The following is a 16,965-nucleotide window of genomic DNA, read 5'->3' on the forward strand; positions in this document are numbered from 1 at the left end:
CGCCTGCCCGTTGCCCCGTCTTGCCCGCTACGGCGTTTCGCTGCCGAACTGGCAGACCGAATACAGCGGCGTGCCCGTTTGCGCGACGGCCGCGGCCCCCCCGAGCTCCGGCAGGTCGATGATGGTGGCCGCCTCTACCACATTGGCGCCCAGGCGCTGCAGCAGCTTGACCGCCGCGATCATGGTGCCGCCCGTCGCGATCAGATCGTCGACCAGCAGCACGCGCTGTCCCGGCCGCACCGCATCGGCGTGCATTTCCACCGACGCATTGGCGTATTCCATGGAATACGACTCCGCCACGGTGCGATAGGGAAGCTTGCCCTGCTTGCGCACCGGCACGAAGCCCAGGTTCAGTTCATAGGCCAGCACGCTGCCGATGATGAAGCCACGCGCGTCCACGCCGGCCACCAGGTCCAGGCGCTGGCGCATGTAGCGATAGACGAAGAGGTCGATCAGCACCCGGAAGGTACGTGGATCCTGCAGCACCGGCGTAATGTCGCGGAAAACCACCCCAGGCCTGGGCCAATCGGGCACGCTGCGTATGGTGCGCCTGACAAGTTCTGCGTAGTCGGTTTGCATGATGGCGCCCGCGGTTTGAGTGAGGCTGCAAACTATAACCGTGCGGGCTCATTAAGCCAATGCGGCCCGCTTGCGTGGCGCACGCGGCGGACGAGGCGACCCGGGCGAGCGGGCCGGGCTCGCCGAGCGCGCCCCGCCTGTGGGACGGGCCGTGCGCGGCGCCGGGCCCGGGACCGCACTGGCCGCGCCTTGCAGCGCCGTCGCAACATGCGACAGGAAGTCCTCCACCATGCCGGGCAGCAGGCGTCCCTCCATGGTCTGTACCGCGAGGCGCCGTGTGGCCATTTCGGGGTGGTCCACCGGACGGGCCACCAGGCCGACGCGCCGCAGGGCGGCAGGCGCGGGCAGATAGCAGCCCAGCATGACGCGATCGGAGTTGCGGACAAAGGACATCAGCGCGGAGGAACGATTGCTGACGAATACCGGCTCGAAATGCATGCCTTCCTGCCGCCAGCAACGCTCCACCAGCTTGCGCGTGGCCGATGCCGGCTCCGTGGCCGCCAGGGGATAAGGCAGCAATTGCACCGGCGTGACGCGGGCGTGGCGGGCCAGCGGATGGCGGTGCCACATCACCGCATGGACCGGCGCGGGCAGCGTATGCCGCGTCACCGTACCCTTGCGCTGTTCGGCCGCGTAGGTAATGGACAGGTCCGCATCGCCCTCCGCCACGCGGCGCACCGCATCGAGCTGGCTGCACACGTGCAGGCTGAAGCGGGCGTGGGGATGCCGGCTGCGGAAGGCGGACATCAGCTCAGGCAGGAAATGATGCGCCGGCCCTTCGGTCGCGACCACGCGGATATTGCCGCTCGGTCCCCCTTTCAAGGCGGCGATGTCCTGCAGCACCGCCTCCGACTCCAGGAGCGCGCGCCGCGCATGCGCCAGCAGCAGCTCTCCGGCCTCGCTGAGGACCATGCCGCGCGCCATGCGCTTGAACAGCGGCGTGCCGACTTCGGCTTCCAGCTTGGCGATCTGCCGGCTGATGGCGGACACCGCCACGAACAGCCGCTCCGATGCCGCGCTCAGGCTGCCGCTGGCCGCCACTTCGGCGAAATACTTCAATGCTATTCCGTGCATGGGAAGGCGCGCTCCGACGGAAAGGCGACATGTTTGCCTTTTCGGCAAAACAAAGAAGAAATATTCTAATAGTCCTGACCGCCCGACGCCCCTAGAATCCGTACAAAAAGCAGGCTTGCAAGGTGTAAGACAGGTCTCGCGACCGCTGCGCGGACACTGGCTAGCCTATGACGCCCGTCCTGCATGAGCCGCCCCGAACGAGGCATGAATGTATTTGCGCCCACCCGCGATCTTCGCTTCGTTCCAGTTGCAGGCTTGTGCCTCGCGCCACTTTTTTTTCCGACCATGGCATCACTGACTCCACCACCCGACCACCCGTCCTCGCCCCAGGACCGACGCCGCGGAGGGCCGCTGACCTTCCGCATGCTGCCAAATCTGAACCGCACTTCAGGAGCGTCGATGCTTCTCTCCGACGAGCTGCCCCTGCGCCCCTTCGAGTTGCCGTGCCCCGACTTGAATGTCGAGCGCGCGGGCAATACGGGCACCGAGGGGATCTGGCATTTCGATTCCGGCACGCCCGGGCGCACCGTCATGGTCTCTGCGCTTATCCACGGCAATGAACTTTGCGGCGCCTGGGCCTTGAAAGCCGCGCTGGGCCACGGGGTACGGCCACGCTGCGGCGCCTTGATACTGGCCTTTTGCAACCTGGCCGCCTTCGACCGCTTCGACCTCCAGGACTATGCGAAATCGCGTTTCGTCGACGAGGACATGAACCGGATCTGGAGCGACGACAGGCTGGGCGACGACAGCACGCAGGAACGGCGGCGCGCCGCGCTGATCCTGCCCTGGCTGAAAAAAGCCGACTGGTTGCTGGACATCCATTCCATGAGCAACTCCGTGGTTCCCTTGCAACTGGCCGGAGTGCAGCAGCGGAATATCGACCTTGCCATGACCTTGGGCAACCCGGCGAAAGTGATCGCCGACGCCGGCCATGCCGCCGGCGTGCGCATGCGCGACTACGGACGCTTCGGCGAAGGCACGGACAACGGCACCCGCTCGCTGCTGATCGAATGCGGCTTCCATGGCGCCCTGTCCGCGCGCGACGTGGCCCTGGACCAGATGGCGCGTTTCCTGGTCGCCTCTGGCATCGTCGAATCGACCGACCTGCCGGGAACCTGGTTCATGCCGACGGCGCCCAGCCAGGAAGCGTTGCGGGTCACCCATGCCATTGCGGCCAAGAGCGCCGACTTCCGCTTCGCCGAGCCCTGGAAGGGCCTGGAAAAGCTGCCGAAAGCGGGCACCTTGATTGGCTGGTCGGAAGGCGAGCCGGTGTATACGCCCTATGACGACTGTGTGTTGATCATGCCGTCGCTCACCAACGTGCGCGCCGGCGTCACGGTCGTGCGCCTGGCCCAGCCCATGCCGAACCGCCTCTGACACATGAAACGCGAGGCCAGCGGCGTACTGCCCGCCGCGACCCTGCGTGCAGTAAAGTAGCGGCCACAAGCAGCGCCACCCAATCTTGCGCCGCATCGAAAAGTATCAACGGGGAATTGCCGCGTGGCCTTGTTCATCCTGCGCAGGCTCATTCAGAGCCTGTTCGTGCTCCTTGCCGTCTCCGTCGTCGTTTTCTTCGCCGTCTATGCCGTCGGCGACCCCATCGAACTCCTCGTCAGCCCCGAAGCCAGCCTGGCCGATCGCCAGCAGATGATCGCCCGTCTGGGGCTGGACCTGCCGATATGGCAGCAATATGCCAACTTCGTCTGGCGCGCGCTGCACGGAGACCTGGGCAATTCCTTCGTGCAGGGCGTGCCCGCCATTTCGCTGATCCTGCAGCGGCTGCCGGCCACCGTCGAACTTGTCGTCACCGCGATCCTGCTGACCTGTGTGTTCGGTATCCCGCTGGGCCTGGTCGCCGGCCTGCACCGCGAGCGGCCCCTGGGCCGCGGCATCCTGGCGACTTCGGTGCTGGGCTTTTCCCTGCCGGCATTCTGGCAGGGCATGATGCTGATCCTGCTGTTCGCGGTATGGCTGGGCTGGCTGCCTGCCTCGGGGCGCGGAGAGACCGTGACGGTATTCGGCGTACCGCTTTCCTTTCTGACCCGCGACGGCCTGGCGCACATGGCGATGCCGGCCCTGAACCTGGCCCTGGCCAACGTGGCGCTGGTGCTGCGGCTGACGGCATCCGGGGTCGCCGAGGCGCAGAACCAGGAATACGTGAAGTTCGCCCGCGCCAAGGGCATACGGCCCCGCCGTATCGTCAACCGGCACATCCTGCGCAACATCCTTATCCCGGTCGTGACGGTCGTCGGCATGGAGTTCGGCTCCCTGATCGCGTATTCGACCATCACGGAAACCGTCTTCGCATGGCCCGGCATGGGCAAGCTGCTCATCGATAGCGTTTACCACCTGGACCGCCCCGTGGTGGTGGCGTATGTCATGTTCGTCACGCTGCTGTTCGTGCTCATCAATTTGCTCGTGGACATCCTGTACGCCGTACTCGATCCGCGCGTGCAGCTGGTCGCACCGGCGCATTAACCTTATCCGCATCCATGTCACAACCCGCTTCCTCCGGCCGTACCCGCACGGTGCCCGCGCTCTCCGAAACGCCGCGGCGCGCCGCCATCCTGGGCAGGCTGCGCGCGCGTCCCACCGCTCGCGGCACGCTGGCCGTCCTGGTCGTGCTGGCCCTGGTCATCCTGATCGCGCCGTATTTCGCGCCGCAGAATCCCTATGACCTGGCGAACCTGAACCTGCTGGACGGCCGCCTGCCGCCGCGCTCCGCGTCGATGGACGGCCACATGTACTGGCTGGGGACCGACGACCAGGGCCGCGACATGCTCAGCGCGATGCTCTATGGCTTGCGCATCAGCCTGCTGGTGGGCCTGTGCGCCGTGGCGCTGGCGACCGCCATCGGCAGCGCCGTCGGCTTGATCGCCGCCTACTCCGGAGGCCGCGTGGACGCGATGCTGATGCGCCTGGTGGACTTCGTACTGGGCTTTCCGTCCATCCTTGTCGCGCTGGTATTGCTGGCCGTGCTGGGGCGCGGCGTGGACAAAGTGATACTGGCGCTGGTGCTGGTGCAATGGGCCCACTACGCGCGCATCATGCGCAGCCGGGCCCTGCAGGAGCGCCGCAAGGAATACGTCGAGGCAGCGATGAATCTCGGCTTTCCGGCATGGCGCATCATGCTGTTCCACCTGCTGCCCAATTGCCTGGGTCCCGTCATGGTGTTCGCCACCGTGCAGATCGCCAGCGCCATCGCCCTGGAAGCCACGCTGTCGTTCCTGGGCGTGGGCGTGCCCATCACCGAGCCCTCGCTGGGCCTGCTCATCGCCAACGGCTTCCAGTACCTGCTGTCCGGCGATTACTGGATCAGCCTGTTTCCGGGACTGGCCTTGTTATTCCTGATTCTGACCATCAACATCCTGGGCGATCGCCTTCGGGAAAGCCTGGATCCCCGACGATGAGTGATCTTCTGCTGGATGTACGCGGACTGCGCACCGCTTTCCATACCGCCGCCGGCGCCTGGCCGGCCGTCGACGGCGTGGACCTGACCCTGCGCCGCGGCGAGATCCTGGGGCTCGTCGGCGAATCCGGGTCGGGCAAATCCGTAACGGGTTTTTCGCTGATGGGGCTGATCGACCCGCCCGGCGAGGTCGTGGCCGGCGAAGTCCGCTTCAAAGGCAGCGACCTGCGCAAACTCGACGAGGAGGCCATGCGCCGCCTGCGCGGCAATCGCATCGCCATGATCTTCCAGGACCCGCTGATGACGCTGAACCCGGTCCTGCGCATCGGCGAACAGATGGCCGAAACCATCCTCACTCACCAGGACGTCAGCGAGGCCGAAGCCATGGCCCGCTGCGCCGAAGCGCTCGGCATGGTGGGCATCGCCTCGCCGCAGGCCCGCCTGCGCAGCTATCCGCACGAATTCTCCGGCGGCATGCGCCAGCGCGTGGCCATCGCCATCGCACTGCTGAACAACCCCGACCTGATCATCGCCGACGAACCCACCACGGCGCTGGACGTGACGATCCAGGGCCAGATCCTTTACCGCATGCAGGAAATCTGCCGCACCCGCGACACGGCCTTGATCTGGATTACCCACGACCTGGGCGTGGTGGCCGAACTGGCCGATCGCATCGCCGTGATGTACGCCGGCCGCATCGTCGAGACCGGCCCCGTGGCCGAGGTCCTGGACGCGCCGCGCCATCCCTATACGCAGGGGCTGTTGCGTTCCATGCCCGGCGCGGCGCAGCCCGGCGCGCGCCTGCGGCAGATCGACGGCATGGCGCCCAGCCTGGCCGCGCGCCCCTGGGGCTGTCCTTTCCGTCCACGCTGCCCCAACGCGGTCACGCGCTGCACGGAACAATTTCCGGCCGCCACGCGCGAAGGCGGCCGCACTTTCCATTGCTATGCGCCTGTCGGGCAGCGCGGAGGCCAGGCATGAACGCGCCCGTCATTGAATTGCGCGACGTCCACAAGCGCTTCGAACAGCGGCCCGACCTGGCGCAGCGCCTGCTGGCGCTGAGCGGGCGGCGCATGGATCGCGTGGTGGTCCATGCGGTCAACGGCGTGAACCTGTCGATCGCCGCCGGCGAAGTCGTCGGCCTGGTGGGCGAATCGGGTTGCGGCAAATCCACGCTGGGCCGCGTCGTGGCGGGCCTGCACGGACCCACGGAAGGCGAAATGCGCTTCAACGGCGAGCCGGTCAAGGGCTTGCGCGGACGCGAACGGCTGGACTATGTCCTTGGCGTACAGATGGTCTTCCAGGACCCGCAGGCATCGCTGAACCCGCGGCACCGCGTGCGCCAGATCCTGGGCGAAGCACTGAAGGTGCACAAGCTCGCGCCGACCGCCGAAATCCCGGGGCGCGTCGACGCCGCGCTGGCCGAAGTGGGACTGGGCCCCGAGTACCGTGACCGCTTCCCGCACCAGATCTCCGGCGGCCAGCGGCAGCGTATCGGCATCGCCCGCGCACTGATGGTGCAACCCTCGTTCCTCGTGTGCGACGAACCCGTCGCCGCGCTGGACGTGTCCATCCAGGCCCAGGTCATCAACCTGTTCATGGACCTGCGCGAACGCAAGGGATTTACCTACCTGTTCATCAGCCATGACCTGGGCGTCGTGCGGCATATCTCGGATCGCGTCGCCATCATGTATCTGGGCCGCATCGTGGAAACCGCGCCGGCCGGCGAAATCTTCGCCCGCGCCAACCATCCCTATACGCAGGCATTGCTGGCCGAGGTGCCGGACATCAGCCGGCGCGGGCGCCGTTTTACGCCCATACAGGGCGAAATCCCTTCGCCGCTGGCGCCGCCCTCCGGCTGCACCTTCCATCCGCGCTGTCCGCATGCCATGCCACGCTGCCGCGAACAGGCGCCGCCCCTGGCCGAAATCGCCCCCGCGCATTGGTCGGCCTGCCATCTCAACGACCAGGCCGGCTGACTCCGCCGCCCGCAAGGAAAACGCCATGACGCCCAGCAATACCGAACGCCTGGACCTGGACCTCAACCATCCGGGCCGCAATGCCATTCCTTATCTGGACGAGGACCGCAACAGCGACCGTCCGATTACGCTGCACACCTACCGCCCTTACGGCTACACACCGGAGCGGCCCGTGGTGTTCGTGCAGCATGGCGTGCTGCGCAATGGCGACGACTACCGCGATTTCTGGATCCCGGCGGCCGACAAGCACAATGTCCTGATCGTGGCGCCGACCTTTTCCAACGAGATCTGGCCCGGCACCGAAAGCTACAACAATGGCCGGGTCTTCACGGCCAGCGGCAACGTGCGGCCGGTGCAAGGCTGGACCTATGTGCTGGTGGAGCGGGTGATCAACGACCTGCGCGCGGCGGGCATCACGCAGTGCGAGCAGGCCCATCTGTTCGGCCACTCGGCGGGCGGGCAGTTCGTGCACCGGCTCATGAGCAGCCAGTCCCATGCGCCCTTCAAGGCGGTCACCATAGGCAATCCCGGCTGGTACACGCTGCCCACCTTCGACCATCCTTATCCCGAAGGCCTGGACGGCGTGGGCCTGACGCAGGATCACCTGGTGCGCCTGCTGGGCTATCCCATGACCATCCTGGCCGGCGACCAGGACATCGCCACCAACGACCCCAATCTGCCCTCCGAACCGGCGGCGCAGCGCCAGGGCCCGCATCGCTACGCGCGCGCGCACCATTATTTCGAAGCCGGCAGGCAGCAAGCCGAACGCCTGGGCGTACCCTTCAACTGGGTGCTGCGATCGGTGCCGGGTATCGGCCATGACGGCAAGGCCATGTCCGCCGTCTGCGCCAGCCTGTGGTTCGAAGGCCGCATGCCGGACGATGCCGAAATGGCGCGCCTGGCGGGCAAGACCGTGGCGTGATGCGAAGGCGCGTCACGGCCCCGCCCGGGATCGCCTTCACAAGCCCGCGATAGTCCACCGATATAGACCTGTCCGATCAAAGGAATCCACATGTCCGCCCTCCCTTCCCGAACCGCCCTGCCAGGATCGGCCGATATCGCGGCCGCCCTGCGCCCCTGGATCGAATGCGAATCCCCCACCCACTCGCCGGCCGGCGTGGCGGCGATGGCGCGGCTGGTCCAGGCCGTGGCCGAGGCGGCCGGCCTGCGCACGGAATTGCGGCCGCTGGGCGAGCACACCGGGCCATTGCTGGTGGTCAGCAATCGCGCCGCGGGCGATACGCGTCCCGGCATCCTGATCCTGGCGCACCTGGACACCGTGCATCCCGTCGGCACCCTGCTGGAAACGCCGTACCGCATCGAGGGCGACAAGCTGTACGGCCCCGGCTGCTACGACATGAAGGCGGGCATCTACCTGGCGCTGACCGCGCTGGGGCGCCTGGCCGCGCCGGACGCCACACGGCTGCCCGTGGACTTCGTCATGGTTCCCGACGAGGAGACCGGCAGCCATGCCTCGCGCGCCGCCATCGAAGCCTATGCACGCAACGCACGCTATGGACTGGTGTGCGAGCCGGCACGCGCCAACGGCGGCAAGTGCGTCACCGCCCGCAAGGGGACCGGCATGCTGCGCCTGAGCGTGAAGGGGCATTCCGCGCACGCCGGCGTCGCGCACGAGAAAGGCCGCAGCGCCATCCGCGAAATGGCGCACCAGGTGCTGGCCCTGGAAGGCATGACGGATTACGGGCGCGGCGTCACCGTCAGCGTGGGCACCATCGAGGGCGGCACCGCAACCAATACGGTGCCCTCGCTGTGCCGCTGCGTGGTGGACTTCCGCGTGCCGGACATGCCTGCCGCCGAGGCCACGCTGGCCCGCATGCGCGGGCTCCAACCCGTGGGGCCCGACATGGCGCTGGACATCGATGTCGAGTTGAACCGGCCGCCCATGGTGAAGACCGAAGCGACGGCGCAACTGCTGGGCAAGGCGCGGCTGTTCGCCGCCGCGGCCGGTTTCACGCTGGATGACGCGCCCATGACCGGGGGCGGCAGCGACGCCAACTTCACTTCCGCCATGGGCGTTCCCACGCTGGACGGGCTGGGGGCGGACGGCGACGGCGCCCATACCCTGCACGAACACATACTGGTCAGTACCCTGGGGGCGCGGGCGCAGTTCTGGTATCTGCTGCTGAAGGACCTGGAATAAAGCGCCGGCGGACGCCCGGCGGGCACGAAACCGGCCGCTCGCACGAACCCGGCGCGATGCGGGCGGAACACTACGCCCCGCCGCGCAATGCGCTCAGAGCCCAGGCCAGGGCAGACGGTAGGACAGCCCGGCCAGATCGTTAACCGGCCCGATCACCGTATCGAAGCGCATGGTGGTGCGGTAGGTGGTCTCGTACGGCGCCCAGCGCGGCAGCCCGGGATGGTTCGGATCGCCATGGCGGGCGAAGGCAATCCACGCATTGTGCATGGCGTGCGAGATGCCCTGGAATTCCGCCTCGTCGGCTCCCTGCAGCATGGGCGAATCGCGCCAGTTCTCGCGATTGTTGAAGACGAACGGAATATCCAGGCAATGGCAGGCCTTGAAGCCGGCGGGCGATTGCCAATCGAACTGGTAGACATAGGCCGGCCGTCCCGCCGTGGCCTGCCCTTCGGCCAGGCGCAGGCTGCCCATGCGGAATACCTGGTCGGAGGTCAGGTCGCCCAGCACCGCCGGCGCGTCCGGCACGGCGCGCATGCGGCGGAATTCATCGTAATAGCGCGGATAGTCCGGGCCGCAGAGGCGCTCGAAGACCTGCTTGACAGCGGCCTCGCCAGCTTCGATCACCGCCTTGTCCACGCAATGGAAAGCGGCCATTTCCTCGCGGGTGGTGCCTACCATCACATCGACATGCGCGCCGCTGCCGGCTTGCAGCCGTTCGACGATATTGCCTTCGATGCAGCGTCCGTCGCGCACGGGCGAGAACGGCAACGACAGGGTGGCGAAGCCTTGCAGGCTGCGCGCCAGTTCCCCTTGCGCCGCGAGCAGCCGCGGGACCGGCAAGCGCTTGAGCGCCGCCTCGTCGCCCGGCTCGACGCCGGCGAAGCGGGCATAACGGGCGCCGAGTTCAGCGGCCTCCGACGCACTGCGCGACGGCCGCCCCATTCCGGGACTTTGCAGGATGGCGCGGCGAAACAGGCCTTTGGCGGCGGGCATGGTCATCATGGCGGCGATGGAGCCGCCGCCGGCGGATTGTCCCACTACGGTGATGTTGCCGGGGTCGCCGCCGAAAGCCGCGATATTGTCGTGGATCCATCGCAAGGCCTGCAGCTGGTCCAGCAGGCCGAGGTTGCCTTCGCTGACGCCGGGCAGGTACAGGAAGCCGAGCGCCCCCAGCCGGTAATTCACGGATACGAAGACCACATCGCCATGGGCGGCGAAGCGGTCGCCCGCGTACCAGGGCAAGGAACCAGCGCCGCTGCTGTAGGCGCCGCCATGCAGCCACACCATGACCGGCCGCCCGCGCATGTCCGTACCGGGCGTCCACAGCGTCAGGGTCAGGCAGTCCTCGTCTTGCGGACGTTCGAAATCGCCCATGACATGCGCCAGGCGCGAGCGGCCCTGCGGGGCGATGGGCCCGTCTTCCAGGGCATCCCGCACGCCGTCCCAGGCCAGGGGCGGCTGCGGCGGCTGGAATCGCAGCGCATCGACGGGCGGCGCGGCATAGGGCACGCCGCGAAATACCGCGATGCCGTTCGCCGAACGGCCGCGCAATACCCCGGCACGGGTGGCGACTTCCGGCATGGTCTGGCTTGCATCATTCATGGAGCTCTCCTGTCCCGGCTCGCGCGGTGCCCGGGATACGGGCTTTTCAGCGAAGGCGCCGGATGGCGGGTTATGGCGAAACGCATGGACACGACGGTCAGCGCGTGGCGAAGCGCCGCTCCAGCGGCGCGATGACCAGGCGTTCTCCCGCGACGAAAATCAGTACGATCGCAAAGCATGTGGCCAGGAATGTCACGCTGTCAGCCGTGGTCTGCGCCCGCAGCATCAGATACCCCAGTCCGCTGGGCGCGCCGACCAGTTCCGACACCAGCGCGATTTTCCAGCCGATACCATAGGCGATGCGTATCGCGGACAACAGGTACGGCACCAGCAAAGGCAAGGTGACGCGCCACCATACCCGCGCCCGATGGCGGGTGAAACTGCGCCCCATCTCCACGAGCTCCCGGTCCATGGCGCGCAGCCCTTCGGAGACGTTGACCAGGCAGAAAGGTATCAATATCGCCACTTCGACAAAAATGACGCTGAAATTCCCCGCGTCGAACCAGACCGCGGCCAGGATGGCCCAGCCTATGGACGGGAAGGAATTGAGCACCGGCTTGATGCGTTCCTGCACGATGACTTCCCAGGCGGGCGCGCCGTGGGCGAGAAAGGCCAGCGCGGTTCCGAGGATGCCGGCCACCAGCACCGACACCACCACGCGCAAGGTGGAAATGGCGGTATGGCCCAGGAAGTCCGGGTTGATGAACAGGTCCAGCAGCCGGCGGGCGACGGCCACCGGCCCGGGCAGGACGAATTCCGGCAGGCCGCGCGCCATCAGCCACCAGCCCGCGAAAAACAGCACGACCAGCCCCTCGCCCAGCAGCCGGGCTCTCCAGCCGGTCGCGTCCCCGTCGGCGGAAATGGCTCTATTGCGCATATTGGCGTGACAAGCGGCTTTGCAGGGGCGAGAACACCAGCCGGTCCATCCCGTACACGAAGATGACGATCAGCACGATGGCCACGAAGATCGTGGTCGTATCGAAGTCCTGGCGCGCCATGTTGATGACATAGCCCAGGCCCGCATTGCCGCCGAAGAGCTCGGCGGTCAGCGTGACCTTCCAGGCTACGCCGAACATGATGCGCAGGGTCGCGAACACGAAGGGATAGAGCAGCGGCACGATGACATGGCGGAACTGGCGCGCGCGGCTGCGCGTGAAGCTGCGGGACATCTCCAGCAATTCGCCGTCGAGATTGCGCAGTCCGGCCCACAGGTTCACCAGCGCGAACGGCGTCAGCACCGCGCTGATGGCAAAAATCACGGCCCCCGAATTGATGCCGAACCACATCACGGCCAGCAAGGTCCATCCCACGCCGGGAAAGGCGTTGAGGAAAGGCGCGAGCCGATGCTGGATGGCGAAGCGCCACACCGGGAAGTAATACGGCAGCAGTGCCAGCAATGCGCCGACCACGAAGGAGAGGCCGATGGCGCCCAGTACATGGCCGACCGAGACGGCCAGGTGCCAAAGCCGCTGCGGATCGGCCAGGAAGCGGTACAGGCCCACGGCCACTTCGCCGGGACCCGGCAGGAGGAATGGCGGCAAGACCCAGGACGCCGCCTCCCAGGCCGCGAGGAAAGCCAGGGTGAAGGCATGGGCCGCCCAGCGATGCCGCGCCGCGGGCCGCGCGGGCGAGGCAGGCACACGGGCACTGAGTGTCGAGGGCACCGGACCGCCTCAGGCGCGCGGCGCCTTGTCCCAGACCAGGGTGCGTATGTCGGGATACGACTTCAGCACGCCGAGGTCGCGGGCCTGTTCATAGAAGGTGGTAATGGCCTGCGCGTGGGCCTCGCTGAAGTAGCCGGGGACTTCGGAATTCTTGCTGAACCACCATTCGAAGAAGTCCGGCTCGAGGCCGCTTTCGCGGGATACCGCGCCAAAGACCTCGGCCTTGTTCGCCATGGCGTAGCGCAGGGACTCGCGGAATACACGGCAGAATTCGACGTAGGCGTCCGGCTGCCTGGCCAGGCGCTCGGGGTAGGCGATGTTGACGGCACTGACGAAACGCGTCTTGAAGATTTCGTTGTTGTCGCGCGCGGTCTCGGCAATCAGGCGGAAGTCGCCTGACTTCAGCGCCCGATAGGACTGGCTGTGTATGAGCGTGGCGGCATCGATCTTGCCCGAGGACAGCGCGCCCGGCAGGTTGGGCGCCTGGATTTCAACCTGGCTGACATCGCCGCCTTCCAACGCCATGTTCAAGCCGTACTTGCGGGTCAGCGCGATACGGATCTGGGTGTAGCCGGTGGAGCGCAAGCCGTAGGAACCCAGCGTCTTGCCCTTCAACTCCTGAGGCATCTTGATGGGGCTGTCGCGCGGCACCCAGACGCCCGCGCCCTCGCCGGCCGGCGCGGCGCGCAGGGAGGCCGCCAGCACACTGACGGACAAGCCGCGCTGCACTGCCGCGGGCAGGCTCACCACCGCCGCCATGATGACGTCGTACTGCTTGGCGGAAGTAGCCTGGATCAGTTGCGGAATGGCCAGCGCACGAGCCTGCACGTCGATGGAGGACGACGGCACCTTGCCATTGCGCATGGCCCAGGTGACGACGTCATAGGCCGGATCCAGCAGGTAGGCATAGCTGATGGACTGCCGCTGTTGCGCCAGCACCGGCGCGCCCACGCCGAAAAGCGCCGGAAGCGCGGCGAGTTTCAGGATACTGCGACGATGCATGGCTAGCCTCCGTTAGGGTCCGTGGACACGTCCGCGGACTCCATGTCGCGGAACAAGCGGGCCAGGCGATGCCGGCGGCTTGCCAGCGCGTCGTCGTCCAGCCGCCGCGGCCGCGGCGTGTCGATGGTCATGGTCTCCAGCACCGTGGTGGGTTTGCCGGAAAACAGGATGATGCGATCCGCCAGTTGCAGGGCTTCGTCGATATCGTGCGTGACGAAGACCACGGTCTTGCCGGTGCGCCGCCAGATCTCCTCGATCTCGGCGCGCATGCGCTGGCGGGTATTGGGGTCGAGCGCGGAAAAAGGCTCGTCCATGAAGATGATCTGCGGGTCCACCGCCAGGGCACGCGCGATCGCGACGCGCTGGCGTTCGCCCCCGGAAAGCGCGGAGGGATACTTGCCGGCGTCCTGCGCCAGGCCGACCATGTCCAGCAGGGCGAGGGCGCGTTCGCGGCGGCGCGCCTGCTCCTCCTTGCCGCCTTTGCCGAAACGCAGCTCGGAGGCCAGCAGGATGTTGTCCAGCGCGTTGCGCCATGACACCAGGCGCGGCGATTGAAATACGAAGGCGATTTCCGACCAGGCCTGGCTGGGCGGCAAACCGGCTACGCTCACCTCGCCGGCGGCGACCGGCAGCAGCCCGCCCATCACACGCAGCGAGGTGGATTTACCGCAACCGGATGGCCCGAGGATGCACACGAACTCGCCGCGCGCCACCCGGAAGCCCAATTTGTCGTAGATACGCTGCCCGCCCAGGTCGACATCGACGCCATCGAAAACGATGATCGGTTCCTGCCCGGTGCCATCGGGGGCGGACACGGTAGCGGAGACGTCGGCAGACACGGGAACGATGCAGGTGGATGAATCTGGTATGCAGCTGGATACAAACGCGCGCACCGCACCTTACCAGGGATGCCGGAGGCACGCCAGGGTGTTGTCCCTAGCCGGCGCCCGCCGCAGGCCCGAACATGTATGCCGACGTGCGGCTCCCGCGAGCCTCACGTCGGCGGGCGCGCGCACATCTTCCATCAGCACAGACTGCGCAGCGTAGCGGCAAGAACCCGGACGGCGGCAGCGGCCGTTGGTTCAAGATGCCGCAGTCCGGCGGGGTAGTCGCCTGCCGGGGACGGCCCGTGAAGGGCGAACGAGCGAACGCTGAAGGCAGGCGTGCCGGCAACCCATCAACAAGAAAACCGGCAGAGAACGGCCGCCGGACGAAGCGAGCGAAGTGGTCTGCGGCGCCCGCGCGCCGCAGCGCCCGACCGGGACGGCGCCGGCAGGCGGCTACCCCGCCGGACGGTCCAAGCAAACCAACCACGATGACCAACCACGATGGCCCGCCATGGCAACCAGCCACGACAGCCGAGCAATCGCCCGCCGAACAAGCCAGCCATCAATCAACATCCGGGCCCGGCAGCCAACGTCCGCGGCACGTCAATTCCCCTTGGCGAGCAGCGCCTTCAGCATCCCCAGCCGCTCCTTCGGACTCAAGGCCCGCGTCGCCTCGTCTTCCGGAAAGCGCGCATCCCCCAAGCCCATTTCCTCGATGAATCGCGACGGCTCCCGCACCAGATCCTCGCGTGCCCGCCGCCGCTTCTTGCACCAGCTCAGGTTCAGGCTGCGCTGGGCGCGGGTGATGCCCACATACATCAGCCGGCGCTCTTCCTCGATGCGCGTGGCCAGGGATTCCGCCGCCCGCGCCGGGTCGCCTTCCTCGTCGTCCTTCCCCAGGTGCGGCAACAGCCCTTCCTCGACACCCGCCATGTACACGTGCGGATACTCCAGCCCCTTGGACGCGTGCAGCGTGGACAGCTTCACCGCATCGGGCGCCTCGTCCTCGTCGCGTTCCAGCATGGTCACCAGCGCGACGTGCTGCACCAATTCGAACAACGTCATGCCGTCTTCCTCGGCCTTGCGCTTGAGCCATCCCGTCAGTTCAAGCACATTCTGCCAGCGCGTCTGCGCGGGCTTTTCGTCCAGGGTGTCATAGAGGTATCGCTCGTACTGGATCGCGCCGAGCAGGTCGTCCAGCAGCACGCCCGCCGGTTCCGCTGACGCCGGCTTGCCGTCGACCGTGCCGCGGCCGGCACGCCACTGCATGCGCTGGATGAACTGCGCGAACACACGCAGGGATTCCAGTTGCCGGCCTTGCAGCAGGCCTTCCAGGCCCTGCTCCAGCGCGGCCGCCAACAGCGGCACCTGGCGCCCGGCCGCATACTGGCCCAGCGTCTGCAAGGTTGCCTGCCCGATGCCCCGCTTCGGCGTGGTCGCCGCGCGGATGAACGCCGGGTCGTCCTCGTCATTGGCGATCAGGCGCAAATACGCCAGCACGTCCCGCACCTCGGCCTTGTCGAAAAAGCTCTGGCCCCCGGAAATGGTGTACGGAATCTTCAGGTTGCGCAGCGCCTGTTCCAGTATCCTGGCCTGGTGGTTGCTGCGGTACAGGATCGCATAGTCTTTCCAGTGGCCGCGGCGCTCGAAGCGGGATGCGGAGATGCGCATCGCGATCGCTTCCGCTTCCGCTTCTTCGCTGTCCATGGGCGTCACCACGATGGGCTCGCCCACGCCGAGGTCGGACCACAGCTTCTTTTCGAACAGCTTGGGATTCTTCTCGATCACCTGGTTGGCGGCAGCCAGGATGCGCTGTACCGACCGATAGTTCTGCTCCAGCTTGATCAGCTTGAGCGTGGGATAGTCGGTCGTCAGCTTGGCCAGGTTCTCGATGGTCGCGCCGCGCCAGGCATAGATGGCCTGGTCGTCGTCGCCCACGGCCGTGAACATGGCGCGGTCTCCGGTCAGCAATTGCACCAGCCGGTACTGGCACACATTGGTGTCCTGGTACTCGTCCACCAGCAGGTAACGCACGCGGTTTTGCCAACGCGTGCGGACCTCCTCGTTTTCGGCCAGCAGCATGGCGGGGATGCGGATCAGGTCGTCGAAGTCCACCGCCTGGTAGGCGGCCAGGGTGGCGGCATAGCTGCGATACACGCGCGCGGCTTCGACTTCGGCCTTGGTCGTCGCCGCGGCGGCCGCGGCGTCCGGCTCCATCAGCGCGTTCTTCCACAGCGAGATCGTGGTCTGCACGGCGCGCAGCCAGCCGCGGTCCGTGGTGGCGAGCAGCTCCTGCACGATGCCCATCGCATCGTCCGCGTCCAGAATGGAAAACTGCGGCTTGAGCCCCGCATGGCGCGCTTCTTCGCGCAGGAACCGCACCCCCAGCGCGTGGAAGGTGCTGATGGTCAGGCCCTTGGCGAGCTTGCGGTCCACCAGCGTCTTGACCCGTTCGTCCATCTCGCGGGCCGCCTTGTTGGTGAAGGTCAGCGCCACGATATTGCGGCCCATGTAGCCGCATTCGCGCAACAGGTAGGCGATTTTCTGCGTAATGACCCGCGTCTTGCCGCTACCGGCACCGGCCAGCACCAGGCAGGGGCCGCCCAGATACAGGACGGCTTCGCGTTGCGCGGGGTTCAGTCCGGCGGGAACAGTATCAGACATGAAG

Annotated in this window: 15 protein-coding genes; 7 read left to right on the forward strand and 8 right to left on the reverse strand. The window is 66.9% G+C overall.

Annotation, left to right across the window (positions count from 1 at the left end; translation table 11 throughout):
* Positions 1-27: 27 nt before the first annotated feature.
* A complete protein-coding gene (locus BAU07_RS23725) occupies positions 28-579 on the reverse strand; it encodes an adenine phosphoribosyltransferase (protein ID WP_066663312.1) in 552 nt (183 codons plus the stop codon).
* A 51-nt stretch (positions 580-630) separates the two neighbouring features.
* A complete protein-coding gene (locus BAU07_RS23730) occupies positions 631-1,653 on the reverse strand; it encodes a LysR family transcriptional regulator (RefSeq protein WP_084025950.1) in 1,023 nt (340 codons plus the stop codon).
* Positions 1,654-2,052: 399 nt separating this feature from the next.
* On the opposite strand from BAU07_RS23730, the gene BAU07_RS23735 reads away from it, so the two are divergent.
* From BAU07_RS23735 to BAU07_RS23765, 7 genes are all read left to right on the forward strand, one after another.
* Complete coding sequence (locus tag BAU07_RS23735; protein ID WP_066663315.1) at positions 2,053-3,030, forward strand: M14 family metallopeptidase; 978 nt, start codon at positions 2,053-2,055, stop codon at positions 3,028-3,030.
* 123 nt (positions 3,031-3,153) lie between these two features.
* A complete protein-coding gene (locus BAU07_RS23740) occupies positions 3,154-4,131 on the forward strand; it encodes an ABC transporter permease (RefSeq protein WP_066663316.1) in 978 nt (325 codons plus the stop codon).
* A 14-nt stretch (positions 4,132-4,145) separates the two neighbouring features.
* A complete protein-coding gene (locus BAU07_RS23745) occupies positions 4,146-5,063 on the forward strand; it encodes an ABC transporter permease (RefSeq protein ID WP_066663318.1) in 918 nt (305 codons plus the stop codon).
* Positions 5,060-6,043, forward strand: a complete 984-nt coding sequence (locus tag BAU07_RS23750) for an ABC transporter ATP-binding protein (RefSeq protein ID WP_066663320.1) — start codon at positions 5,060-5,062, stop codon at positions 6,041-6,043. Before BAU07_RS23745 ends, BAU07_RS23750 begins: the two co-directional genes overlap by 4 nt.
* Positions 6,040-7,041, forward strand: a complete 1,002-nt coding sequence (locus tag BAU07_RS23755; protein ID WP_066663323.1) for an ABC transporter ATP-binding protein — start codon at positions 6,040-6,042, stop codon at positions 7,039-7,041. The genes BAU07_RS23750 and BAU07_RS23755 overlap by 4 nt, the downstream gene beginning before the upstream one ends.
* A gap of 25 nt (positions 7,042-7,066) precedes the next feature.
* Complete coding sequence (locus BAU07_RS23760; RefSeq protein WP_066663326.1) at positions 7,067-7,963, forward strand: alpha/beta fold hydrolase; 897 nt, start codon at positions 7,067-7,069, stop codon at positions 7,961-7,963.
* Positions 7,964-8,167: 204 nt separating this feature from the next.
* Complete coding sequence (locus BAU07_RS23765; RefSeq protein WP_415830361.1) at positions 8,168-9,202, forward strand: M20 family metallopeptidase; 1,035 nt, start codon at positions 8,168-8,170, stop codon at positions 9,200-9,202.
* A gap of 93 nt (positions 9,203-9,295) precedes the next feature.
* Here BAU07_RS23765 and BAU07_RS23770 read toward each other — a convergent pair whose 3' ends face one another.
* The 6 genes from BAU07_RS23770 to BAU07_RS23795 form a co-directional block, all read right to left on the reverse strand.
* Positions 9,296-10,804, reverse strand: a complete 1,509-nt coding sequence (locus tag BAU07_RS23770) for a carboxylesterase/lipase family protein (RefSeq protein ID WP_066663330.1) — start codon at positions 10,802-10,804, stop codon at positions 9,296-9,298.
* A 97-nt stretch (positions 10,805-10,901) separates the two neighbouring features.
* Positions 10,902-11,681 carry an ABC transporter permease gene (locus tag BAU07_RS23775; RefSeq protein WP_066663332.1) on the reverse strand — a complete coding sequence of 260 codons (780 nt, stop codon included), beginning with the start codon at positions 11,679-11,681 and terminating at the stop codon, positions 10,902-10,904.
* Positions 11,671-12,444, reverse strand: a complete 774-nt coding sequence (locus tag BAU07_RS23780) for an ABC transporter permease (protein ID WP_066663335.1) — start codon at positions 12,442-12,444, stop codon at positions 11,671-11,673. Before BAU07_RS23780 ends, BAU07_RS23775 begins: the two co-directional genes overlap by 11 nt.
* 33 nt (positions 12,445-12,477) lie before the next feature.
* Positions 12,478-13,470: an ABC transporter substrate-binding protein gene (locus BAU07_RS23785; RefSeq protein ID WP_066663338.1), complete on the reverse strand. Its 993-nt coding sequence runs from the start codon at positions 13,468-13,470 to the stop codon at positions 12,478-12,480.
* A gap of 2 nt (positions 13,471-13,472) precedes the next feature.
* Entirely contained in the window at positions 13,473-14,309 is an 837-nt protein-coding gene (locus BAU07_RS23790; RefSeq protein ID WP_198168840.1) for an ABC transporter ATP-binding protein, read from the reverse strand.
* Between the two features lie 591 nt (positions 14,310-14,900).
* Positions 14,901-16,961 carry a UvrD-helicase domain-containing protein gene (locus tag BAU07_RS23795; RefSeq protein ID WP_066663340.1) on the reverse strand — a complete coding sequence of 687 codons (2,061 nt, stop codon included), beginning with the start codon at positions 16,959-16,961 and terminating at the stop codon, positions 14,901-14,903.
* Positions 16,962-16,965: the final 4 nt, after the last annotated feature.

This window comes from Bordetella flabilis, assembly GCF_001676725.1.
Classification (GTDB): domain Bacteria; phylum Pseudomonadota; class Gammaproteobacteria; order Burkholderiales; family Burkholderiaceae_B; genus Bordetella_C; species Bordetella_C flabilis.

Coding starts and splice junctions, on each gene's coding strand:
- BAU07_RS23725 (WP_066663312.1), bottom strand. CDS start 579: ATGCAAACCGACTACGCAGAACTTGTCAGGCGCACCATACGCAGCGTG.
- BAU07_RS23730 (WP_084025950.1), bottom strand. CDS start 1,653: ATGCACGGAATAGCATTGAAGTATTTCGCCGAAGTGGCGGCCAGCGGC.
- BAU07_RS23735 (WP_066663315.1), top strand. CDS start 2,053: ATGCTTCTCTCCGACGAGCTGCCCCTGCGCCCCTTCGAGTTGCCGTGC.
- BAU07_RS23745 (WP_066663318.1), top strand. CDS start 4,146: ATGTCACAACCCGCTTCCTCCGGCCGTACCCGCACGGTGCCCGCGCTC.
- BAU07_RS23750 (WP_066663320.1), top strand. CDS start 5,060: ATGAGTGATCTTCTGCTGGATGTACGCGGACTGCGCACCGCTTTCCAT.
- BAU07_RS23755 (WP_066663323.1), top strand. CDS start 6,040: ATGAACGCGCCCGTCATTGAATTGCGCGACGTCCACAAGCGCTTCGAA.
- BAU07_RS23760 (WP_066663326.1), top strand. CDS start 7,067: ATGACGCCCAGCAATACCGAACGCCTGGACCTGGACCTCAACCATCCG.
- BAU07_RS23765 (WP_415830361.1), top strand. CDS start 8,168: ATGGCGCGGCTGGTCCAGGCCGTGGCCGAGGCGGCCGGCCTGCGCACG.
- BAU07_RS23770 (WP_066663330.1), bottom strand. CDS start 10,804: ATGAATGATGCAAGCCAGACCATGCCGGAAGTCGCCACCCGTGCCGGG.
- BAU07_RS23775 (WP_066663332.1), bottom strand. CDS start 11,681: ATGCGCAATAGAGCCATTTCCGCCGACGGGGACGCGACCGGCTGGAGA.
- BAU07_RS23785 (WP_066663338.1), bottom strand. CDS start 13,470: ATGCATCGTCGCAGTATCCTGAAACTCGCCGCGCTTCCGGCGCTTTTC.
- BAU07_RS23795 (WP_066663340.1), bottom strand. CDS start 16,961: ATGTCTGATACTGTTCCCGCCGGACTGAACCCCGCGCAACGCGAAGCC.